This is a genomic window from Streptomyces sp. NPDC001070 (assembly GCF_053598835.1).
Window position 1 is genome coordinate 118,684 of record NZ_JBSFLB010000014.1, and the last position, 15,634, is coordinate 134,317.

18 protein-coding genes are annotated in these 15,634 nt (G+C 72.6%); 2 read left to right on the top strand and 16 right to left on the bottom strand.

Annotated features, from left to right (window positions below):
• Position 1: 1 nt before the first annotated feature.
• From ACWDAS_RS18890 to ACWDAS_RS18900, 3 genes are all read right to left on the bottom strand, one after another.
• On the bottom strand, positions 2–205 hold the full coding sequence (locus tag ACWDAS_RS18890; RefSeq protein WP_450391918.1) for a hypothetical protein: 204 nt from the start codon (positions 203–205) through the stop codon (positions 2–4).
• Positions 206–321: 116 nt separating this feature from the next.
• A complete protein-coding gene (locus ACWDAS_RS18895; RefSeq protein ID WP_450391921.1) occupies positions 322–606 on the bottom strand; it encodes a TfoX/Sxy family DNA transformation protein in 285 nt (94 codons plus the stop codon).
• 29 nt (positions 607–635) lie between these two features.
• The gene (locus tag ACWDAS_RS18900) at positions 636–1,157 is read right to left on the bottom strand and encodes an ATP-binding protein (RefSeq protein ID WP_450391923.1); all 522 of its coding nucleotides are present in this window, start codon (positions 1,155–1,157) and stop codon (positions 636–638) included.
• Positions 1,158–1,295: 138 nt separating this feature from the next.
• On the opposite strand from ACWDAS_RS18900, the gene ACWDAS_RS18905 reads away from it, so the two are divergent.
• On the top strand, positions 1,296–2,153 hold the full coding sequence (locus tag ACWDAS_RS18905) for a helix-turn-helix domain-containing protein (RefSeq protein ID WP_450391925.1): 858 nt from the start codon (positions 1,296–1,298) through the stop codon (positions 2,151–2,153).
• 7 nt (positions 2,154–2,160) lie between these two features.
• Here ACWDAS_RS18905 and ACWDAS_RS18910 read toward each other — a convergent pair whose 3' ends face one another.
• Both ACWDAS_RS18910 and ACWDAS_RS18915 read right to left on the bottom strand, forming a co-directional pair.
• Entirely contained in the window at positions 2,161–2,601 is a 441-nt protein-coding gene (locus tag ACWDAS_RS18910) for a DUF6278 family protein (RefSeq protein ID WP_450391927.1), read from the bottom strand.
• A 5-nt stretch (positions 2,602–2,606) separates the two neighbouring features.
• On the bottom strand, positions 2,607–2,945 hold the full coding sequence (locus ACWDAS_RS18915; RefSeq protein ID WP_450391930.1) for a cupin domain-containing protein: 339 nt from the start codon (positions 2,943–2,945) through the stop codon (positions 2,607–2,609).
• Positions 2,946–3,053: 108 nt separating this feature from the next.
• Here ACWDAS_RS18915 and ACWDAS_RS18920 point away from each other — a divergent pair, with 108 nt between their 5' ends.
• On the top strand, positions 3,054–3,899 hold the full coding sequence (locus ACWDAS_RS18920) for a hypothetical protein (protein ID WP_450391933.1): 846 nt from the start codon (positions 3,054–3,056) through the stop codon (positions 3,897–3,899).
• On the opposite strand, the gene ACWDAS_RS18925 is transcribed toward ACWDAS_RS18920, so the two are convergent.
• The 11 genes from ACWDAS_RS18925 to iolB all read right to left on the bottom strand — a co-directional run bounded on the left by ACWDAS_RS18925 (position 3,824) and on the right by iolB (position 15,615).
• Entirely contained in the window at positions 3,824–4,603 is a 780-nt protein-coding gene (locus tag ACWDAS_RS18925; RefSeq protein ID WP_450391936.1) for an exodeoxyribonuclease III, read from the bottom strand. The genes ACWDAS_RS18920 and ACWDAS_RS18925 overlap by 76 nt on opposite strands.
• Before the next feature lie 71 nt (positions 4,604–4,674).
• Positions 4,675–5,322: an MBL fold metallo-hydrolase gene (locus ACWDAS_RS18930; protein ID WP_450391938.1), complete on the bottom strand. Its 648-nt coding sequence runs from the start codon at positions 5,320–5,322 to the stop codon at positions 4,675–4,677.
• A gap of 125 nt (positions 5,323–5,447) precedes the next feature.
• Positions 5,448–6,725, bottom strand: coding sequence for a bifunctional 3-oxoadipate enol-lactonase/4-carboxymuconolactone decarboxylase PcaDC (pcaDC, locus tag ACWDAS_RS18935; protein ID WP_450391941.1), 1,278 nt, complete (start codon positions 6,723–6,725; stop codon positions 5,448–5,450).
• Between the two features lie 86 nt (positions 6,726–6,811).
• Entirely contained in the window at positions 6,812–7,342 is a 531-nt protein-coding gene (locus tag ACWDAS_RS18940; protein WP_450391943.1) for a hypothetical protein, read from the bottom strand.
• The gene (locus ACWDAS_RS18945) at positions 7,339–8,457 is read right to left on the bottom strand and encodes an ROK family glucokinase (protein ID WP_450391946.1); all 1,119 of its coding nucleotides are present in this window, start codon (positions 8,455–8,457) and stop codon (positions 7,339–7,341) included. The genes ACWDAS_RS18940 and ACWDAS_RS18945 overlap by 4 nt, the downstream gene beginning before the upstream one ends.
• Positions 8,458–9,056: 599 nt before the next feature.
• Positions 9,057–9,836 carry an ATP-binding cassette domain-containing protein gene (locus ACWDAS_RS18950; protein ID WP_450391948.1) on the bottom strand — a complete coding sequence of 260 codons (780 nt, stop codon included), beginning with the start codon at positions 9,834–9,836 and terminating at the stop codon, positions 9,057–9,059.
• Positions 9,833–10,855 carry an ABC transporter permease gene (locus ACWDAS_RS18955; protein ID WP_450391951.1) on the bottom strand — a complete coding sequence of 341 codons (1,023 nt, stop codon included), beginning with the start codon at positions 10,853–10,855 and terminating at the stop codon, positions 9,833–9,835. The genes ACWDAS_RS18950 and ACWDAS_RS18955 overlap by 4 nt, the downstream gene beginning before the upstream one ends.
• Positions 10,852–11,862 (bottom strand): sugar ABC transporter substrate-binding protein, encoded by a 1,011-nt coding sequence (locus tag ACWDAS_RS18960; protein ID WP_450391953.1) that lies wholly within the window; start codon positions 11,860–11,862, stop codon positions 10,852–10,854. Before ACWDAS_RS18960 ends, ACWDAS_RS18955 begins: the two co-directional genes overlap by 4 nt.
• An 85-nt stretch (positions 11,863–11,947) precedes the next feature.
• The gene (locus ACWDAS_RS18965) at positions 11,948–12,667 is read right to left on the bottom strand and encodes a GntR family transcriptional regulator (RefSeq protein WP_450392138.1); all 720 of its coding nucleotides are present in this window, start codon (positions 12,665–12,667) and stop codon (positions 11,948–11,950) included.
• Between the two features lie 168 nt (positions 12,668–12,835).
• Entirely contained in the window at positions 12,836–14,710 is a 1,875-nt protein-coding gene (gene iolD / locus ACWDAS_RS18970) for a 3D-(3,5/4)-trihydroxycyclohexane-1,2-dione acylhydrolase (decyclizing) (RefSeq protein WP_450391956.1), read from the bottom strand.
• A complete protein-coding gene (gene iolB / locus ACWDAS_RS18975; protein ID WP_450391959.1) occupies positions 14,710–15,615 on the bottom strand; it encodes a 5-deoxy-glucuronate isomerase in 906 nt (301 codons plus the stop codon). Before iolB ends, iolD begins: the two co-directional genes overlap by 1 nt.
• Between the last annotated feature and the right edge of the window lie 19 nt (positions 15,616–15,634).

A 15,634-nucleotide genomic window follows, 5' to 3' on the forward strand; every position in this document is an offset into this window, starting at 1 on the left:
GTCAGCCCGTGCAGCCGGCGACCAGTTGGGAGCCGCAGGCGATCACCGACGGCACACCGCGGCCGCGCGGCCCGGCCGAAGCACGGTTCTGCTCCGCCCGGCCGTCACTCGCGGACGCCGGGTCCGATCCGCAGCCGGTCCGCAGCAGCGCGGGAACGGCCAGGAGTGCGACGGCAGCGGGCACCGTGGCGGGGCTTGTGATCACGCGTCATGGGTCCGTGGCTCCTCGACAGTCCGGCGCGCACGCGCCCGGAGATCTCTTGACCCGCGCGAGTCCATCCCACCAGTGTGTGACGGCACTGTGGTGGGGCTGTGTAGTCGCTAATGACCTCGGGCGGCGGCGCCCGCATGGCCCTCGCCCAGCACTTGGCCGACCAGCGCGTCACGATCGGCCTTGGGGATGGCGGTCCAGCGCGTGCCGCGGATCGCGCCCTCGAGGGCGAGCAGGGTGTGGGTGCAGGCGTCCTCGGGAAGCCCCTCGCGGATCATCGCGAAGGCCCCTCCGGCTCCGAGGCGGCGCAGCTCTTCGGCGTCCGGCACACCGGCACGGCGGAGGCGCTCGGCCAGGACCGCTCCGATGTTGGGCATCTGCTGCAGGGAGTCCATGCCCCCATCATGCACCTCCCGACGCTCCGTCAGACGGCGATCTCGGCCCAGACACGCTTGCCGACCGGGAGGAGTTCTGTCCCCCAGCGGTAGGTCAGGGCGGAAACCACCTGGAGACCGCGCGTGTTCCCGGTGGTGTCGGGGAGCCGTCCGGTCAGCACCAGGCAGGGCGGTGTGCGGGAACCGTCACGCACCGACATGTGCACCAGGGTCAGCCGCCGCCACAGCGTGACGCCCACGCGGCGGCCCCCGGCATGCCGTACGGCGTTGGTGACGAGTTCGGCGAGCACGATGCCCGCGGTGTCCAGCAGGTGGCCGAGTCCCCACACGTCCAGCGTCGCCGCGAGGATTCGGCGGGCCTGGGCGGCCGCCAGATCGTCGGCGGGCAGGAAGACCTCGCCCAGCAGGACGGTGGCGGGCGGGGCGACGACGGGTTCGACTCCCGGATCCCGGGTATGGAGGGTATCCGGGGGCGACTCGTCGCCCGCACCGCTGTCGTCACCGGGGGCGACGCGCCGGAGCGGGGGCTGCGCGGCCAGATTGTCCCACATGTGACCACCTCACAGGTGTCGTAGGTGGCGCCGAGCATTCCCGTGAACCACACCTGCACGCGATACCCCCGCGCTATTGTCACCACGACATACCCGCTGGTAACGCCGGTTGACCGCCGCTGTGGACGGGAGTCGTGGATGTCTGAACCGGGTTCTGGTGATGCCGTCGAGATCCCCGCGTGGGCCTGGGAGCGCGAGGAGATACGGGAGGCCCTGCGCGCCCGGGACGCCGGGGCGATCCTGCGTTTCGCCCAGCAGTACGGGGGCGCGAGCCAGTCCCGCATCGCGGCGGCGACCGGTCTGCTGCAGGGCCGGGTCAACGAGATCGTGCGCAACCGCCGTTCGGTGGTGCGGATCGACGTCTTCGAACGGATCGCGCAGGGTCTGCGCATGCCGGACCACGCGCGGATGCTCATGGGGCTCGCGCCGCGGCGTCTGCGCTCGTACGGCTCACGCGATCTGATGGACCATCCGCAGGTCGCGGCGGTCGCACTGACCAAGCCCGAGGCGGCGGCGGAGATCCGCGAGGTGGCGGCGAGCGCGGAGTCGGTGGACGTGGTGGGCGTACGGGCGCTGGGCATGGTCGCGCTCGGCGACTCCCTGCTGCGCGGGCCGCTGACCCGCGGGGGCCGGACGGGTGTCGCCCGCATGCGGCTGCTGTTGCTCCACCCGGAGAGCCCTGCGGTCGCGCGGATCGCGGAGGAGGTCGGCGAGACGCCGCGCTTCTTCGCCTCGAGCCTGCGCTTCGCGGAGGACATGCTCGCCGCCCTCGCCGAAGAAGGAACGATTCAGCTGGAGGTCTACCGCTATCGCACCACGCCGGTGTGGCGGCTGGTGCGGCTGGACGGAGCGACCTTTGTCTCCGTCATCGGGCCGCCCGCGGACCCGCGCGGCTCACTGGTCTACCGGCTCTCCGCCACGCCGCCGGGCTCGGTGCTCTACGGCTTCGACCGCTGGTTCGAGGCCATGCTCGGCGAGGCCGAGCGCGTCATCTAGAGCCGGCTCAGGGCTCGGACGCCTCGGCGTAGACCTGGGACAGCTCGGGCGTTCCGCTCTCGGCCCACTCGTGGCCGGCCTCGACGACGTCGAGTTCACGGCCGGAGGCCAGGAGGACGACGGGCCGGCCGTTGGGCCAGATCTGCCAGGTGGCGCCGGGCACGGTCCGCACGATCACGGTGCCGAGGTAGAGCCCGGCGTCGTTGCCGAGCCAGGACAGTTCGTCGGGGTCGTCGCGCCAGCGCGGCACCAATTGGTCGAGGCGCTCCAAGGAGCGGGCCGTGTCGTCCAGTTCGACCCCCTCGACCTCGGCCCTGGCGCGCAGCAGCTCGCACTCCGACAGTAGTTCGGCGACCCCTTCCGGATCCTCGGCGAGGGACTCCGGTACGGCCGCGCCGCGGACTTCGCCGTACCGTTTGCGCCACCTGTCCAGGAAGGAAATGTCCATGGGCATCAGCCTATGGCGTAGGCCTTGCGCAGCGTCTCGTGGACGGTCCATGTCGTACGGTCTCCTTCGCGGAGGACGCAGACGTCGCCCGGGCCCAGTTCCAGGGTCGGTCCGTCCTCCACCTCGACGGTGGCCCGCCCGCTGACGACCACGAACATCTCGTCCGCCTCGGTGTCGGTCACCACGCCCGGGGTGATCTGCCAGATCCCCCTCGTACGGGTGCCGTCGGGTGACTGCCACAGCACCTTTCCGGTGACCTCCGGGGAGCCGGAGACGATCTGCCCCGGGTCCAGGGGTTCGGGTTCGAGCACGGTGGCGGCGATGTCGACGGAGAAGCTGTTCATGGCCGGAGCGTACGCGCGGGCGTATGCCAGCGGTAACGACACGTTGTATACGTTCCGTTGCCGCACAATACGTAACGTAAGGCTGCCCGGTGCGAGAAGGGCCATGCAATGCGGGATGAACGGGAAGCCGGGGCACGGGCGGCGGACCGCGCCTGGCGGTTGCTCGAGGAACTGGCGGAGCGTGCGCCGGACACGGTGCGGCTGACGCCCGGCGCGGACGACGCCGAGATCGCCGGGTGGGGCGTGCCACTTCCCGGGGAGGTGCGGCGGCTGGTCGGCAGGGTGCGGGCGATCCGGATCGGCGGCCTGGAGGAGTACCGGCTGGCTCCGGAGGGCGGCCTGGCCTCCGGCGGCTGGGCCGTGGGGCCGCCCGGCTCGGCGCATCTGCTCCGCGAGTCCGGCGGGGACACGCTCTTCGTCGACGTGGACGCCGACACCGGCGCCTGGGGGCGGGTGTTCGCCGCGACCGGGGTCTTCCACGACACCTGGGCGTATGTGGCGCCGTCACTGGTCGACTGGGTGACCCTGCTGGCGCGGGCGGGGCTGGCCGCCCTGGAGCGCACGGCGGCGGAGCCGGAGCGGGCGGACGCCGCCGTCCCGGACGACACCGCCGTGCTGGAGCGGCTCGCCGAGACCTCGCACGTCTTCTCCTACCGCCCCGACCTGCGCGGCACCCCGGTGGGGCAGGCCCGGCCGGGCGCCGACCCGGAGCTGGCCGGCGTGCTGGCCGGGCTGCCGGACGAGGCCCTGGTGGTGGACCTGCGCGAGGTGACGCACCCGGCCACCTTGCATCTGCCGTGCCCCCCGGGGCTGCGCGGCTACGTCGAGTTCCAGCGCAGGGTCGGCGGGCGCTTCGCCGTGGGCCTCCCCCGGACCGGTCAGACGTCCAGGTCGACCACGACGGGGGCGTGGTCGGAGGCGCCCTTGCCCTTGCGCTCCTCGCGGTCGACGTAGGCGTCGCCGACCGCCTTGGTGAAGGGCTGGTTCGCGTAGACCAGGTCGATCCGCATCCCCCGGTTCTTGGGGAAGGCGAGCTGCCGGTAGTCCCAGTAGGTGTAGGGGCGGTCGTACTTCAGCGGGCGCGGCACGACATCGCTGAGGCCCGCCTCGCGCAGGTGCGCCAGCGCCTCCCGCTCGGCGGGGGTGACATGGGTCATCCCCTCGAAGACCGCCGGGTCCCACACGTCCTCGTCGGCGGGCGCCACGTTGTAGTCGCCGAGGACGGCGAAGGGGCGCTTGCCCGCCGCGTCGTCGGCGATCGCCGTGCGCAGCGCCTCGAACCAGCGCAGCTTGTACGCGTAGTGGTCGTGGCCGACCTCGCGGCCGTTGGGGACGTACACCGACCAGACGCGGACCGGGCCGCAGGTGGCCGAGACCGCGCGGGGCTCGTCCACCTCCTCGTACAGGGGGCCGCCGGGCAGGCCGACGACGACGTCCTCGAGCCCGACCTTGGAGAGCAGGGCGACACCGTTCCACCGGCCGGTGGCGTTGACGGCCGTCTCGTAGCCGAGGGCGCGCAGCTCGTCGAACGGGAACTGCGCCTCGGCGCACTTGGTCTCCTGGATGCACAGCACGTCCGGGCTGTTCTTCTCCAGCCAGGCGAGCAGCCGCGGAAGGCGGGCGGTGATCGAGTTGACGTTCCAGGTGGCGATGCGCATGGACTCGAATGTACCGCCCGCCTCCGACAACCGGCCCCGAGCCGGTCTCGGGGGCGGTTCCCCGCGGGCAGTCAGCCCAGGTCGGTGCTGTCCCCGGGCGCCATCCGGCCGTGCTCCGCGCCCGCCACGCCGGGTCCGTCGGGGCCGAGCAGCCGGTCGTAGACGGTGCGGGCGATGTCGGTCAGCAGCCCGTCGTGGACGTCGATGGCGCGGGCCGGCTTCAGCTCGCGGAGGTAGTCGATGACCTCGGAGACCTTGCTCCAGGGGGCGTGCACGGGCAGCAGCAGCGTCTCGACGGAGCGGCCGGGCACGGTGAGGGCGTCACCCGGGTGGAAGACGGAGCCGTCGACGAGGTAGCCCACATTCGTGATGCGGGGGATGTCGGGGTGGATCACGGCGTGCATCTGGCCGTGCACCTCGATCTCGAAGCCGGCCGCGTTGAAGGTGTCGCCCTCGCCGACGGTGTGGACCCGGCCCGGGAAGGCGGCCGACACCTGGTCGGCGACGCTCTTCAGGGTCCAGATCTCGGCGGCGGGGTTGGCCTCCAGGGCGGCGCGCAGCTGCTGCTCGCTGAAGTGGTCGGCGTGTTCGTGCGTGACGAGGACCGCCTCCGCCCCCGCCGCGGCGTCCGGCTCGGTGAAGGCTCCGGGATCGATGACGAGCGCGCGCCCGTCCTTCTCGAGGCGGACGCAGGCGTGGCCCTTCTTCGTCAGCTTCATGACTCTCCTCCGGAGCGATGATCCTTTGCATGGCCATCATGGCCGAGCCGGGCGCCCCATACACGCCCCATTCAGGTGGAGATACCAACGGGCTGACGGGGGCGGGGGCCGCCGTGGGGGCGGGCTCACTCCCGGGGCCGGGTCTCCTCCCGGATCACGCTCCGCGCCACCGCGAAGGCGGAGGTGGCGGCGGGCACCCCGCAGTAGACGGCGGTGTGCAGCAGCACCTCCTCGATCTCGGCCGGGGTGAGGCCACCGCGCAGCGCGGCCCGGGTGTGCGCGGCCAGCTCGGCGTGGTGGCCGCCGGCGACGAGCGCGGTCAGGGTGATGACACTGCGGGTCCGCCGGTCGAGCCCGGGCCGGTTCCAGACCTCGCCCCAGGCGTAGCGCGTGACGAACTCCTCGAAGTCCCCGGAGAACCCCTCGGCCTGCTCGGCCGCCCGGTCGACGTGCGCGTCGCCCAGGAGCTCGCGGCGGATGCGGTCGCCCGCCGGGTACGGGTCGGGGCGGACGGCCGCGGCGTCGGCGGCGTGCGGGCGAGGCGCCGGCACGGCCGCGGCCGCCGGTACGGGGTCGGGGGTCACGGCGGCGGGCGGCGCGGCGACGGCGACCGGCTGCCCGGTCCAGGTGGCCCCGAAGTGGCGTACGAGGAGCTCGCCCACGGCGGCGGGCTGCTCGACCGGCACCAGGTGCGCGGCTCCGGGAACGACCGCGAGCCGCGCGTCGGGTATCCCGGCGACCAGGGCCCTGGCGTCGGCGGGCGGCGTCACCTGGTCCTCGGCTCCGCCCAGGACCAGCGTCGGCACGGCGATCGCGCCCAGTTCGGCGCGCGCGTCATGGGCGGCCAGCGCCTCGCAGACCGCGATGTAGCACTCGGGGTCGACGGCGCGCGCCATCTGCACGGCCCAGTCCACGATGGCCGCCTGGGCGGCCCGGAAGGCGGGCGCGAACCAGCGCTCGGGCGCGCTCCGGGCGATCTGCTCCAGGCCGTTCGCGCGGACGATCACCCCGAGCTGCCGCCACGCGTCGGGCGTTCCGAAGCGGGCGGAGGAGGAGACCAGCGCGAGCGAGGCCAGGCGCTGCGGTGCGCGCAGCGCGAGCTGGGTGCCGATGGCGCCGCCGAAGGCGCATCCCGCGTAGCCGAAGCGTTCGACGCCGGCCTCGTCCAGGGTGCGCACCAGGCGGTCGGCGAGTTCGGCGGTGGAGGCCGAGGGGTCGGCCGGGGCTCCGCCGTGCCCGGGGAGGTCGTAGCGCAGGACTCTCCATTGCCGGGTCAGCTCGGGTACCTGCCGGTCCCACATGTGCCAGGTCGTGCCCAGTGAGGGGCCGAGGACCAGGACCGGGGCGTCCTGCGGGCCGTCAAGGCGGTGCTGGAGGGTCTTGGGGGGCTGCTCGTCGCTCACTCGCTCCACGCTATCGAGGCGTTCGGGGGCGCGGGCGACCGGGCCCGGCGGCGACGGCGCGGGCGCCGGCGGCGGCCTCCCGCCGGTCAGCGGAAGTTTATCGTGGACACGACATAGACCACGGGGTGGTCCGCGTCGGAGAAGTCGACCGTGATGTTGTGGTCCGGCTTGTCGCCGTGCCGCTTCAGCCTGACCCCGGCCCACTGGCGGTCCTCGCCGAAGGTCCAGCGCACGGTGCGTGCCTGCTTGGGGCTCACGGTCACCTCACCCTCCTTGAGCGCGGCGCGGCTCGTGCCGACCTGGGCGAGGAAGGTGTCCAGGCCGCCCTGGTTGGTGCGGAACTGCACGTAGAAAGAGCTGGCCGCCCAGTTGTTGGTCTCCAGGTACGCCACCGGCGTCGAACCGAACGGGATCGGCACCTCGTAGATGCGCCGCTGCACCTTGGTGGGCCACACGTAGGTGAGCGTCGTCGCGGCGGCCTGCTCCTGCTTCTCCTCGCCGCTGTCCCGGCTCTGCTCGGCCGAGATGATGACGTAGCCGATCGGCACCAGGATCAGCAGCGGGACGACCGTCCACTGCACCCAGCGCGGTGGCTTCCTCAGGGGCGGACCACTCACTTGCCGACAACCTTCGCGTAGCGCTCGTACCGCTCGACCCGCCGCCGGTTGGCACGCCGGAAGCGGCGGGCGACCAGCCGCGCCAGATCCGCGGCGCCGACCATCCCGGCCTCGGGGCCGAGTTGCGCCTTGACGATACGCGCCTCCGGCCGGTACCCGCGCCCGGTCAGATGGCGCCGGAAGGCGTCGCGGGCAGGGGCGATCAGCAGGTCGTCGGCCGCGCTGACGCCGCCGCCGATGACGAAGCAGGAAGGATCCAGGGCGGCGGCGAGATTGGCGATGCCCACGCCCAGCCACTGGCCGATGTCCTGGAAGAGCTCGACGCACATCGCATCACCCTCACGGGCGAGCTCCGTGATGAGCGGTCCGGTGATCTCCCGCACCTGGCCGTCGACCCGGTCGATGATCCCGTACGCGACCGGGGACTCCGCCGCCGCCAGCTCGCGGGCCTCGCGCACCAGGGCGTTGCCCGAGCTGTACTGCTCCCAGCAGCCGCGGTTGCCGCAGGCGCAACGGTGCCCGCCGGGCACGACCTGCATGTGGCCGAACTCCCCGGCGACGCCGTAGCGGCCGCGCTTGACGTGGCCGTCCTCCAGGATGGCGCCGCCGATGCCGGTACCCAGCGTGATCATCACGAGGTCGCTCTCGCCGCGGCCGGCACCGAAGCGCCACTCCGCCCAGGCGGCGGTGTTCGCGTCGTTGTCCACCATGACGGGGACCCGGAGGCGCTCGGTGAGGCGGGCCTTCAGGGGCTCGTCCCGCCAGGACAGATGCGGGGCGAAGAGCACCCGGGAGCGGTCCGCGTCGACCCAGCCCGCCGCGCCGATGCCGACGGCGTGCACATCGTGGCGCTCGGACAGGTCGAGGACCAGCTCGGTGATCGTGTCCTCGACCACCTTGGGGCTCTTGCTCTTGTCCGGGGTCTCGGTGCGCAGCTTCTCCAGGATGTTGCCGTCCGCGTCCACGACTCCGGCCATCACCTTGGTGCCGCCGATGTCGATTCCGACGGTGGGCACCCGGGGCGCGGTGAGGTGCGAGCGGCGCTCGCGGCGGCCCACCGTGCTGAGGAGCGTGGAGCTGCTGGAGGAGCGGGCGGCACCGCGGTACATGCTCATCGGCTCACCCCCGTGGTTCCGATCCCGGACTCGGTCCCGAACTTCTGCTCGGTCGTCGCTCGCAAGGCTCGTCTCTCCGGGGTCGGGGGCGTCTCTGCGAGTGATTCTAAGTGCCGGTGGTCGCGGGGCGCGGCCGGCGGTCCCGCGCGGCCGGGTGGCAGGGCGCCTCTCGCCGTCCGGTGCACCCGCGTCGGTAGGTGCGGCACGCTCCTGCGGGGCCGCGGCGCCCGCCAGGGCGCGCCCACCGTCGGGCGGCCGACCGCCCCGTCACGGCAGGCCACCCCAAGCACCCGCCCGGCACCGCGAGACGCGAAGCGCCGGCGGGGTGCGCCCGTCGCGCCGGGGCCACTCCACGCCGTCGCAGCGGAGGCGCGCGGCGCGACGCGGGGCGACGCCGGGCCGCCGGAGGCGGTCAGGGCATGATCCGGAGTGGGTGCGCGGCAGACCCGACACCGCGAGGCACGCCCACCAGCAGGGGCGGGTGCAGGCGCGCGGCGCCGCGGGCGCGGCGTTGCTGCGCCCGCGACGGGCGACCCTGGGTACGGCCTGGGCGCGGTTCGGGGCGAGGGGGGCGGGCGGGCGGAATCGCCCGCCCGCCGTCACCGCGCCGGACGGCGCAGTTCGTGGGCGAGGGCTTCGAGGTCCGTGCCGCCGGCCATTTCGCGGGTGAGCTCGTCCACCGTGATGCCGTCCTTGGTGTAGGAGCCGGTCATCGTGCCGCGGCGGAGAAGGACGAAGCGGTCGCCGACGAGGTGGGCGTGGTGCGGGTTGTGCGTGATGAGGACCACGCCCAGCCCCGCGTCCCGAGCGGCGGCGACGTACTTGAGGACGACGCCCGACTGCCGGACGCCGAGCGCCGCCGTGGGCTCGTCGAGGATGAGCACCTTGGCCCCGAAGTGCACGGCCCGGGCGATGGCGACGCACTGGCGCTGCCCGCCCGACAGGGTGCCGATGGGCTGGTCGACGTCGTGCAGGTCGATGCCCATGTCGCGCAGTGCCGTGCGCGTGGTCTCCCGCATCATGGCGACGTCAAGCCGCTTGAAGGGCCCGCGGCCCCTCCTCGGCTCGGAGCCCAGGAAGAAGTTGCGCCACACCGGCATCAGGGGAACGACCGCGAGGTCCTGGTAGACGGTGGCGATGCCGTGGTCGAGGGCCTCGCGGGGGGACGTGTGCCGGACGGGCGCGCCCTCGATCTCGTAGCTGCCGGTGTCGTGCTGGTGCAGCCCCGCGATGATCTTGATCAGGGTGGACTTGCCCGCGCCGTTGTCCCCGAGGACGCAGGTGATCTCCCCGGCGTGCACCTCCAGGGAGACGCCCTCCAGGGCGCGCACGTGCCCGTACGCCTTGCTGACGTCGGTCAGCTTCACCAGGGCCGTCACTTCGCCGCCTCCGCCCGCTTGCGCACCCAGGCGTTGAGCAGCGTGGCCAGCAGCAGCATGGCACCCAGGAAGAACTTGAACCAGTCCGGGTTCCACTCGGCGTAGACGATGCCCTTGCTGGTCATGCCGAAGATGAACGCGCCGACCGCCGAGCCGATGGCCGAGCCGTAGCCGCCGGTCATCAGGCATCCGCCGATGACCGCGGCGATGATGTACAGGAACTCGTTGCCGACACCCTCTCCCGACTGCACGACGTCGAAGGAGAACAGCAGGTGCTGGCCGGAGATCCAGGCGCAGAAGGCGACCGCCATGTACAGGCCGGTCTTGGTGCGGGCGACGGGGACGCCGACCGCGCGGGCCGCGTCGGGGCCGCCGCCCGCCGCGAAGATCCAGTTGCCGGCGCGGGTGCGCAGCAGGACCCAGGTGGCGACGGCGACCAGGGCGGCCCACCACAGGATGGTGACCTGGAGGTCGACGTCCCCGATGGTCAGGTGCGAGGCGAACAGCGCCCGCGCCGCGGGGAAGCCCTCCATGTCGGCGATGGACTTGGTGCTGACCGTGCCGTCGATGAGCTTGGTGAAGCCCAGGTTGAGGCCGGTGAGCATCAGGAAGGTGCCCAGCGTGATGATGAAGCTCGGCAGCCTGGTGCGGGCGAGCATGATGCCGTTGAAGAAGCCGATGGCGAGGGTGACGAGCAGCGAGACGCCGACGCCGACCCAGACGTTCGCCGTCATCTGGTAGCTGAACATCGACGACACCAGGGCGGAGGTCGTGACGAGCACGCCCGCCGACAGGTCGAACTCGCCGCCGATCATCAGCAGCGCCACGGGCACGGCCATGATCCCGATGGTGGACGCCGCGTACAGGACGGTGCCGATGCTGGCCGGCCGCAGGAAGGAGTCGGCGGTCACCGAGAAGAAGACGAAGACCGCCACGGCGCCCACGACCGCGCCCAGCTCCGGACGGCCGAAGAGGCGGTGGCTGAGCCGCCGCGGGGCGAGGGCGGCGTCCAAGGTCATCGGGTGCCCCGCTTCGCGTAGTCCTTCAGCGCGGCGGCGTCGTCCTTGGTGACGATCTGCGGGCCGGTGAGCACCGGCTTGCCGCCGCCGAGGACGTCGGCGTTGTAGCGGTGGAGCCACAGCAGGTCGACGGCCTCGTAGCCCTGGAGGTACGGCTGCTGGTCCACGGCGAAGCCGATGGTGCCGGATTCCAGGGCGCTCGCGACCTGGCCGTTGAGGTCGAAGGTGTCGACCTCGGCCTTGCTGCCGGACTGCTCCTTCGCCTTGGCGGCGGTGGCGGCGAAGGGCGCGCCCAGGGTGACGACGGCGTCGATGGACGGGTCGGACTCGAGCTTGGCCTGCAGGGCGGACTGGACGTCGGGCATGTTGGTGCCGTTGACGTAGAGGTTCTCCGTCGTGCCCTCGAAGGTGTTCTTCACCCCCGCGCAGCGCTGCTCGTGACCGACGTTGCCCTGCTCGTGGAGCACGCACAGGGTGTGCTTCTTCCCACGCGCGGTGAGCTCGTCGCCGACGGCCTCGCCCGCGATGGTCTCGTCCTGCCCGATGTGCGCCAGGGCGCCGTACTCCTTGGACTGGGCGGATCCGGAGTTGATGGTGATGACCGGAATGCCCGCCTTCTCCGCCTTCAGGACGACGTCCTTCATCGCCTCGGGCTTGGCGAGCGTGACGATCAGCCCGTCGACCTTCTGGTCGATGGCCGTCTGCACCAGCTGCGCCTGGTCCTTGCCCTGGTCGCTGTTGGAGTACAGGAACTTGATGTTGTCCTTGGCGGCGGCCTGCCGCGCCCCCTTCTGGACGATGTCCCAGAAGCTGTCGCCGGCGCCCGAGTGGGTGACCATGGCGACCGTCCACCGGGGCGTGTCGACGGCCGAGCCGTTGGCCTGCGCCTCCTTGGCCCGCTGCTCGGCGCGCAGGCCTCCGGTGCTGCTGCACCCCGCCAGCGATACGCCGATGATGACCGTCAGTAGCGCACCGAGCGCGCGCCTTCCGTTGATCGCCCTCTCCACGTCGTGCCTTTCCCTGCAGATCTGGAAAGGACCAAGTATCCGTCACAGGATGCGATGCAAACGGAAGGGGGTGTTCCTGATGCCCTCAGGTGCGGACGAGGAGCTGGAATTCGAAGGCATAGCGGGAGGCGCGGTAGATGTGCGTGCCGTACTCGACGGCCCGGCCTGTGTCGTCGTAGGTCGTCCGGCTCATGGTGAGCAGTGCCGCGCCGGGGTCCTCGGCGAGCAGCTCGCCCTCCGCCTCGCTGGCGCAGCGCGCGCCGACCGACTGCCGGGCGCTGTGCAGGGTGATGCCGGCCGCGCGCATCATGCGGTACAGGCCGGTGGACTCCAGCTTGGCGTTGTCGAGGGGGAGCAGACCGGGCGGCAGGTAGTTGCACATGTGGGCCATCGGCTCGCCGTGGGTGTAGCGCAGCCGGTGGAGGACGACGACGTCGCTGCCCTCGGCGACGCCGAGCGCGGCGGCGACCTCCGCGGAGGCGGGCTCGGTCTCGTTGCGCAGCACCCGGGTGGCGGGGCTCTGCCCGGCGGCCTGGAGGTCGTCGAAGAGGCTGCTCAGTTCCAGGGGGCGCTTGACCTGGCTGTGCACGACCTGGGTGCCCACGCCGCGGCGGCGCACCAGCAGTCCCTTGTCGACCAGGGACTGGATGGCCTGGCGGACGGTCGGACGGGAGAGGCCGAGCCGTCCGGCGAGTTCGATCTCGTTGCCGAGCAGGCTGCCGGGGGCGAGCCTGCCGTGCTCGATGGCACCTTCCAGCTGCTGGGCGAGCTGGTAGTACAGCGGCACCGGGCTGGAGCGGTCCACCTCGAATTCGAGCGGCGCGGACTCTGCTTTGGACACAGGGGGAGCGTATCCGCCGGTCACGATCTCAGGAAACTCTGACATCACATTGTCCGAACATTTGAGTCCACGCCTTCTCGGAGGGCCCGCGGACGGGCCGGTGCGGTCGGTGGTGCCGGGCGGAAGGGCCTCTCACAGGTGGCGGCGGCGGTCGCCCAGATGCCGCTCGTAGGACTTGCGGGCCTCGACGGCCGCCTCGCGGGAGGCGGTCTCGGCGACCGGCACGTCCCACCAGGCCTGGGCAACAGGGGCGGTCTGCGCGGGGTCGGTCTCGATGTACACGCAGGTCGGCCGGTCGGAGGCGCGGGCGGCGGCCAGCGCCTCGCGCAACTCGCGCACGGTCCCGGCGCGCAGGACGTCCATCCCCAGGCTCGCGGCGTTGGCGGCGAGGTCCACGGGGAGCGGGTCGCCGGTGAAAGTGCGGTCGGCCGCGCGGTAGCGGTAGGCGGTGCCGAAGCGCTCGCCGCCGACCTCGGAGGAAAGGCCGCCGATGGAGGCGTAGCCGTGGTTCTGGATGAGGACCAGGTTGATGTTGACCCCCTCCTGGACGGCGGTGACGATCTCGGTCGGCATCATCAGGTAGGTGCCGTCGCCGACGAGCGCCCAGACGGGCCGGTCGGGCGCGGCCATCCGGACGCCGATCGCGGCGGGGATCTCGTAGCCCATGCAGGAGTAGCCGTACTCCAGGTGATATTGGCGCGGGGAGCGGGCGCGCCACAGCTTGTGGAGGTCGCCGGGGAGCGAACCCGCGGCGTTGATGACGACGTCGTCGTCGCCGACCACCGTGTCGAGCGCGCCGAGCACCTGGGTCTGGGTGGGCCTGGCGGCGTCGTCCGCCGGGGTGTAGGCGGCGTCGACGACGCGCTCCCAGCGTTCCTTGCCCGTGCGGTACTCGGCCTCGTACTCCGCGTCGACGCGGTGTCCCGCGACCGCCTCGGCGAGGGCTTCGAGACCGGCGCGGGCGTCGCCGACCAGGGTGCGGGCGCCCAGCTTGTGGGCGTCGGAACCGGTGATGTTGAGGTTGAGGAAGCGCACGCCGGGAGCGGCGAAGAGGGTGGAGGAGGCGGTGGTGAAGTCGGTGTAGCGGGTGCCCACGCCGATGATCAGATCGGCGGTACGGGCCAGGTCGTCGGCTACGGCGGTGCCGGTGTGGCCGATGCCGCCGAGGTCGGCGGGGTGGTCGTGGCGCAGCGAGCCCTTGCCCGCCTGGGTGGAGGCCACGGGGATGCCGGTCGCCGCCACCAGCGCCTCCAGGGCGGGCTCGGCCTCGCTGTGGTGGACGCCGCCGCCCGCGATGATCAGCGGGCGGCGCGCGGCGCGCACCGCCTCGGCGGCGGCGGCGAGTTCGGCGGCCTCGGGGGCCGGGCGGCGTACGTGCCAGACGCGCTCGGCGAAGAACTCCTCGGGCCAGTCGTACGCCTCGGCCTGCACGTCCTGCGGCAGGGCGAGGGTGACCGCGCCGGTCTCGGCGGGGTCGGCGAGCACGCGCATGGCCTGGAGCGCGGACGGGATCAGCGCCTCCGGGCGGGTGACCCGGTCGAACCAGCGGGAGACCGGCCGCAGCGCGTCGTTGACGGAGATGTCGCCGGACTGGGTGTGCTCGAGCTGCTGGAGCACCGGGTCGGGGACGCGGTTGGCGAAGGAGTCGCCGGGGAGCAGCAGCACCGGGAGCCGGTTGATGGTGGCGAGGGCGGCACCGGTGACGAGGTTGGTGGCTCCGGGGCCGATGGAGGTGGTGACGGCCTGCGCGGACAGCCGGTTGAGCTGCCGGGCGTACCCGACGGCGGCGTGCACCATGGCCTGCTCGTTGCGGCCCTGGTGGTAGGGCATCTCGCGCTGGTACTCCAGCAGCGCCTGGCCGATGCCGGCGACGTTGCCGTGGCCGAAGATGCCCCACGTGCCGGCGACGAGGCGGTGGCGGACCCCGTCGCGCTCGGTGTACTGGGCGGTCAGGAACCGCACCAGCGCCTGGGCGACCGTGAGGCGGTGGACGGACTGGCTGCTCATCAGGACCTCTCGGGTGCTTCGTCGGTGGCCGCGGGGGCGGTGTACAGGGGCAGGCGCGGATCGACCGGCTGCCCGGGCCAGGTGGTGCGGATCCAGGCGTGGTCGGGATGGTCGCAGATCAGCCAGGCGCGCTCCTGACCCGGGCCCGCCATGACGTTCAGGTAGTACATGTCGTGGCCGGGGACGGCCATGGAGGGGCCGTGCCAGCCGTCGGGGATCAGGACGACGTCCCCGTGCCGGACCTCGGCGAGGACGTCGGTGCCGCGGCCGTTGCCGGAGGGGGAGACGCGCTGGTAGCCGATGCCCTCCTTGCCGTGCGCCGGGGCGATCTCGAAGTAGTAGATCTCCTCCAGACGGGACTCGCCCTCCCGGTCCTCGTCGTGCTTGTGCGGCGGGAACGACGACCAGTTGCCGCCCGGGGTGAGCACCTCGACCGCGATCAGGCGGTCGCACTCGAAGGCCCCCGCGGCGCCGAAGTTGTTCACCTGGCGGCTGCAGTTGCCGCTGCCCCGCAGCTCGACGGGAACGCCGGAGGCGGGCCCGTACCGGGCGGGCAGCCGCCGTTCGCAGCGGGCACCGGTCAGGGCGAAGCGGCCGCCGGAGGCGCTGGCCACGCGGACCCGCTCGTCGCGCGGCACGTACGCGAAGTCGCTGACTCCGGCGAAGACGCTCTCGCGCCCGGTGAGCCGGAACGCCTCACCGCCGGCGGAGACCTCGCAGCCGCCGGACAGGGGAAGCACGATCCATTCGCTGTCGCCGGTAACGAACTCGTGCCGCCCGCCGGGCGGGAGTTCCAGGATCCGCAGGGACGAGTAGCCCCAGCCGGCCCGCTCCGGGTCGATGTCGACGGCGTACGCGCCGGCGGCGGCCTTCCCGGCGGCCAGGTGGTTCTCGGTGCTGGTCATGGCGGGAGCCTCGCCCTTC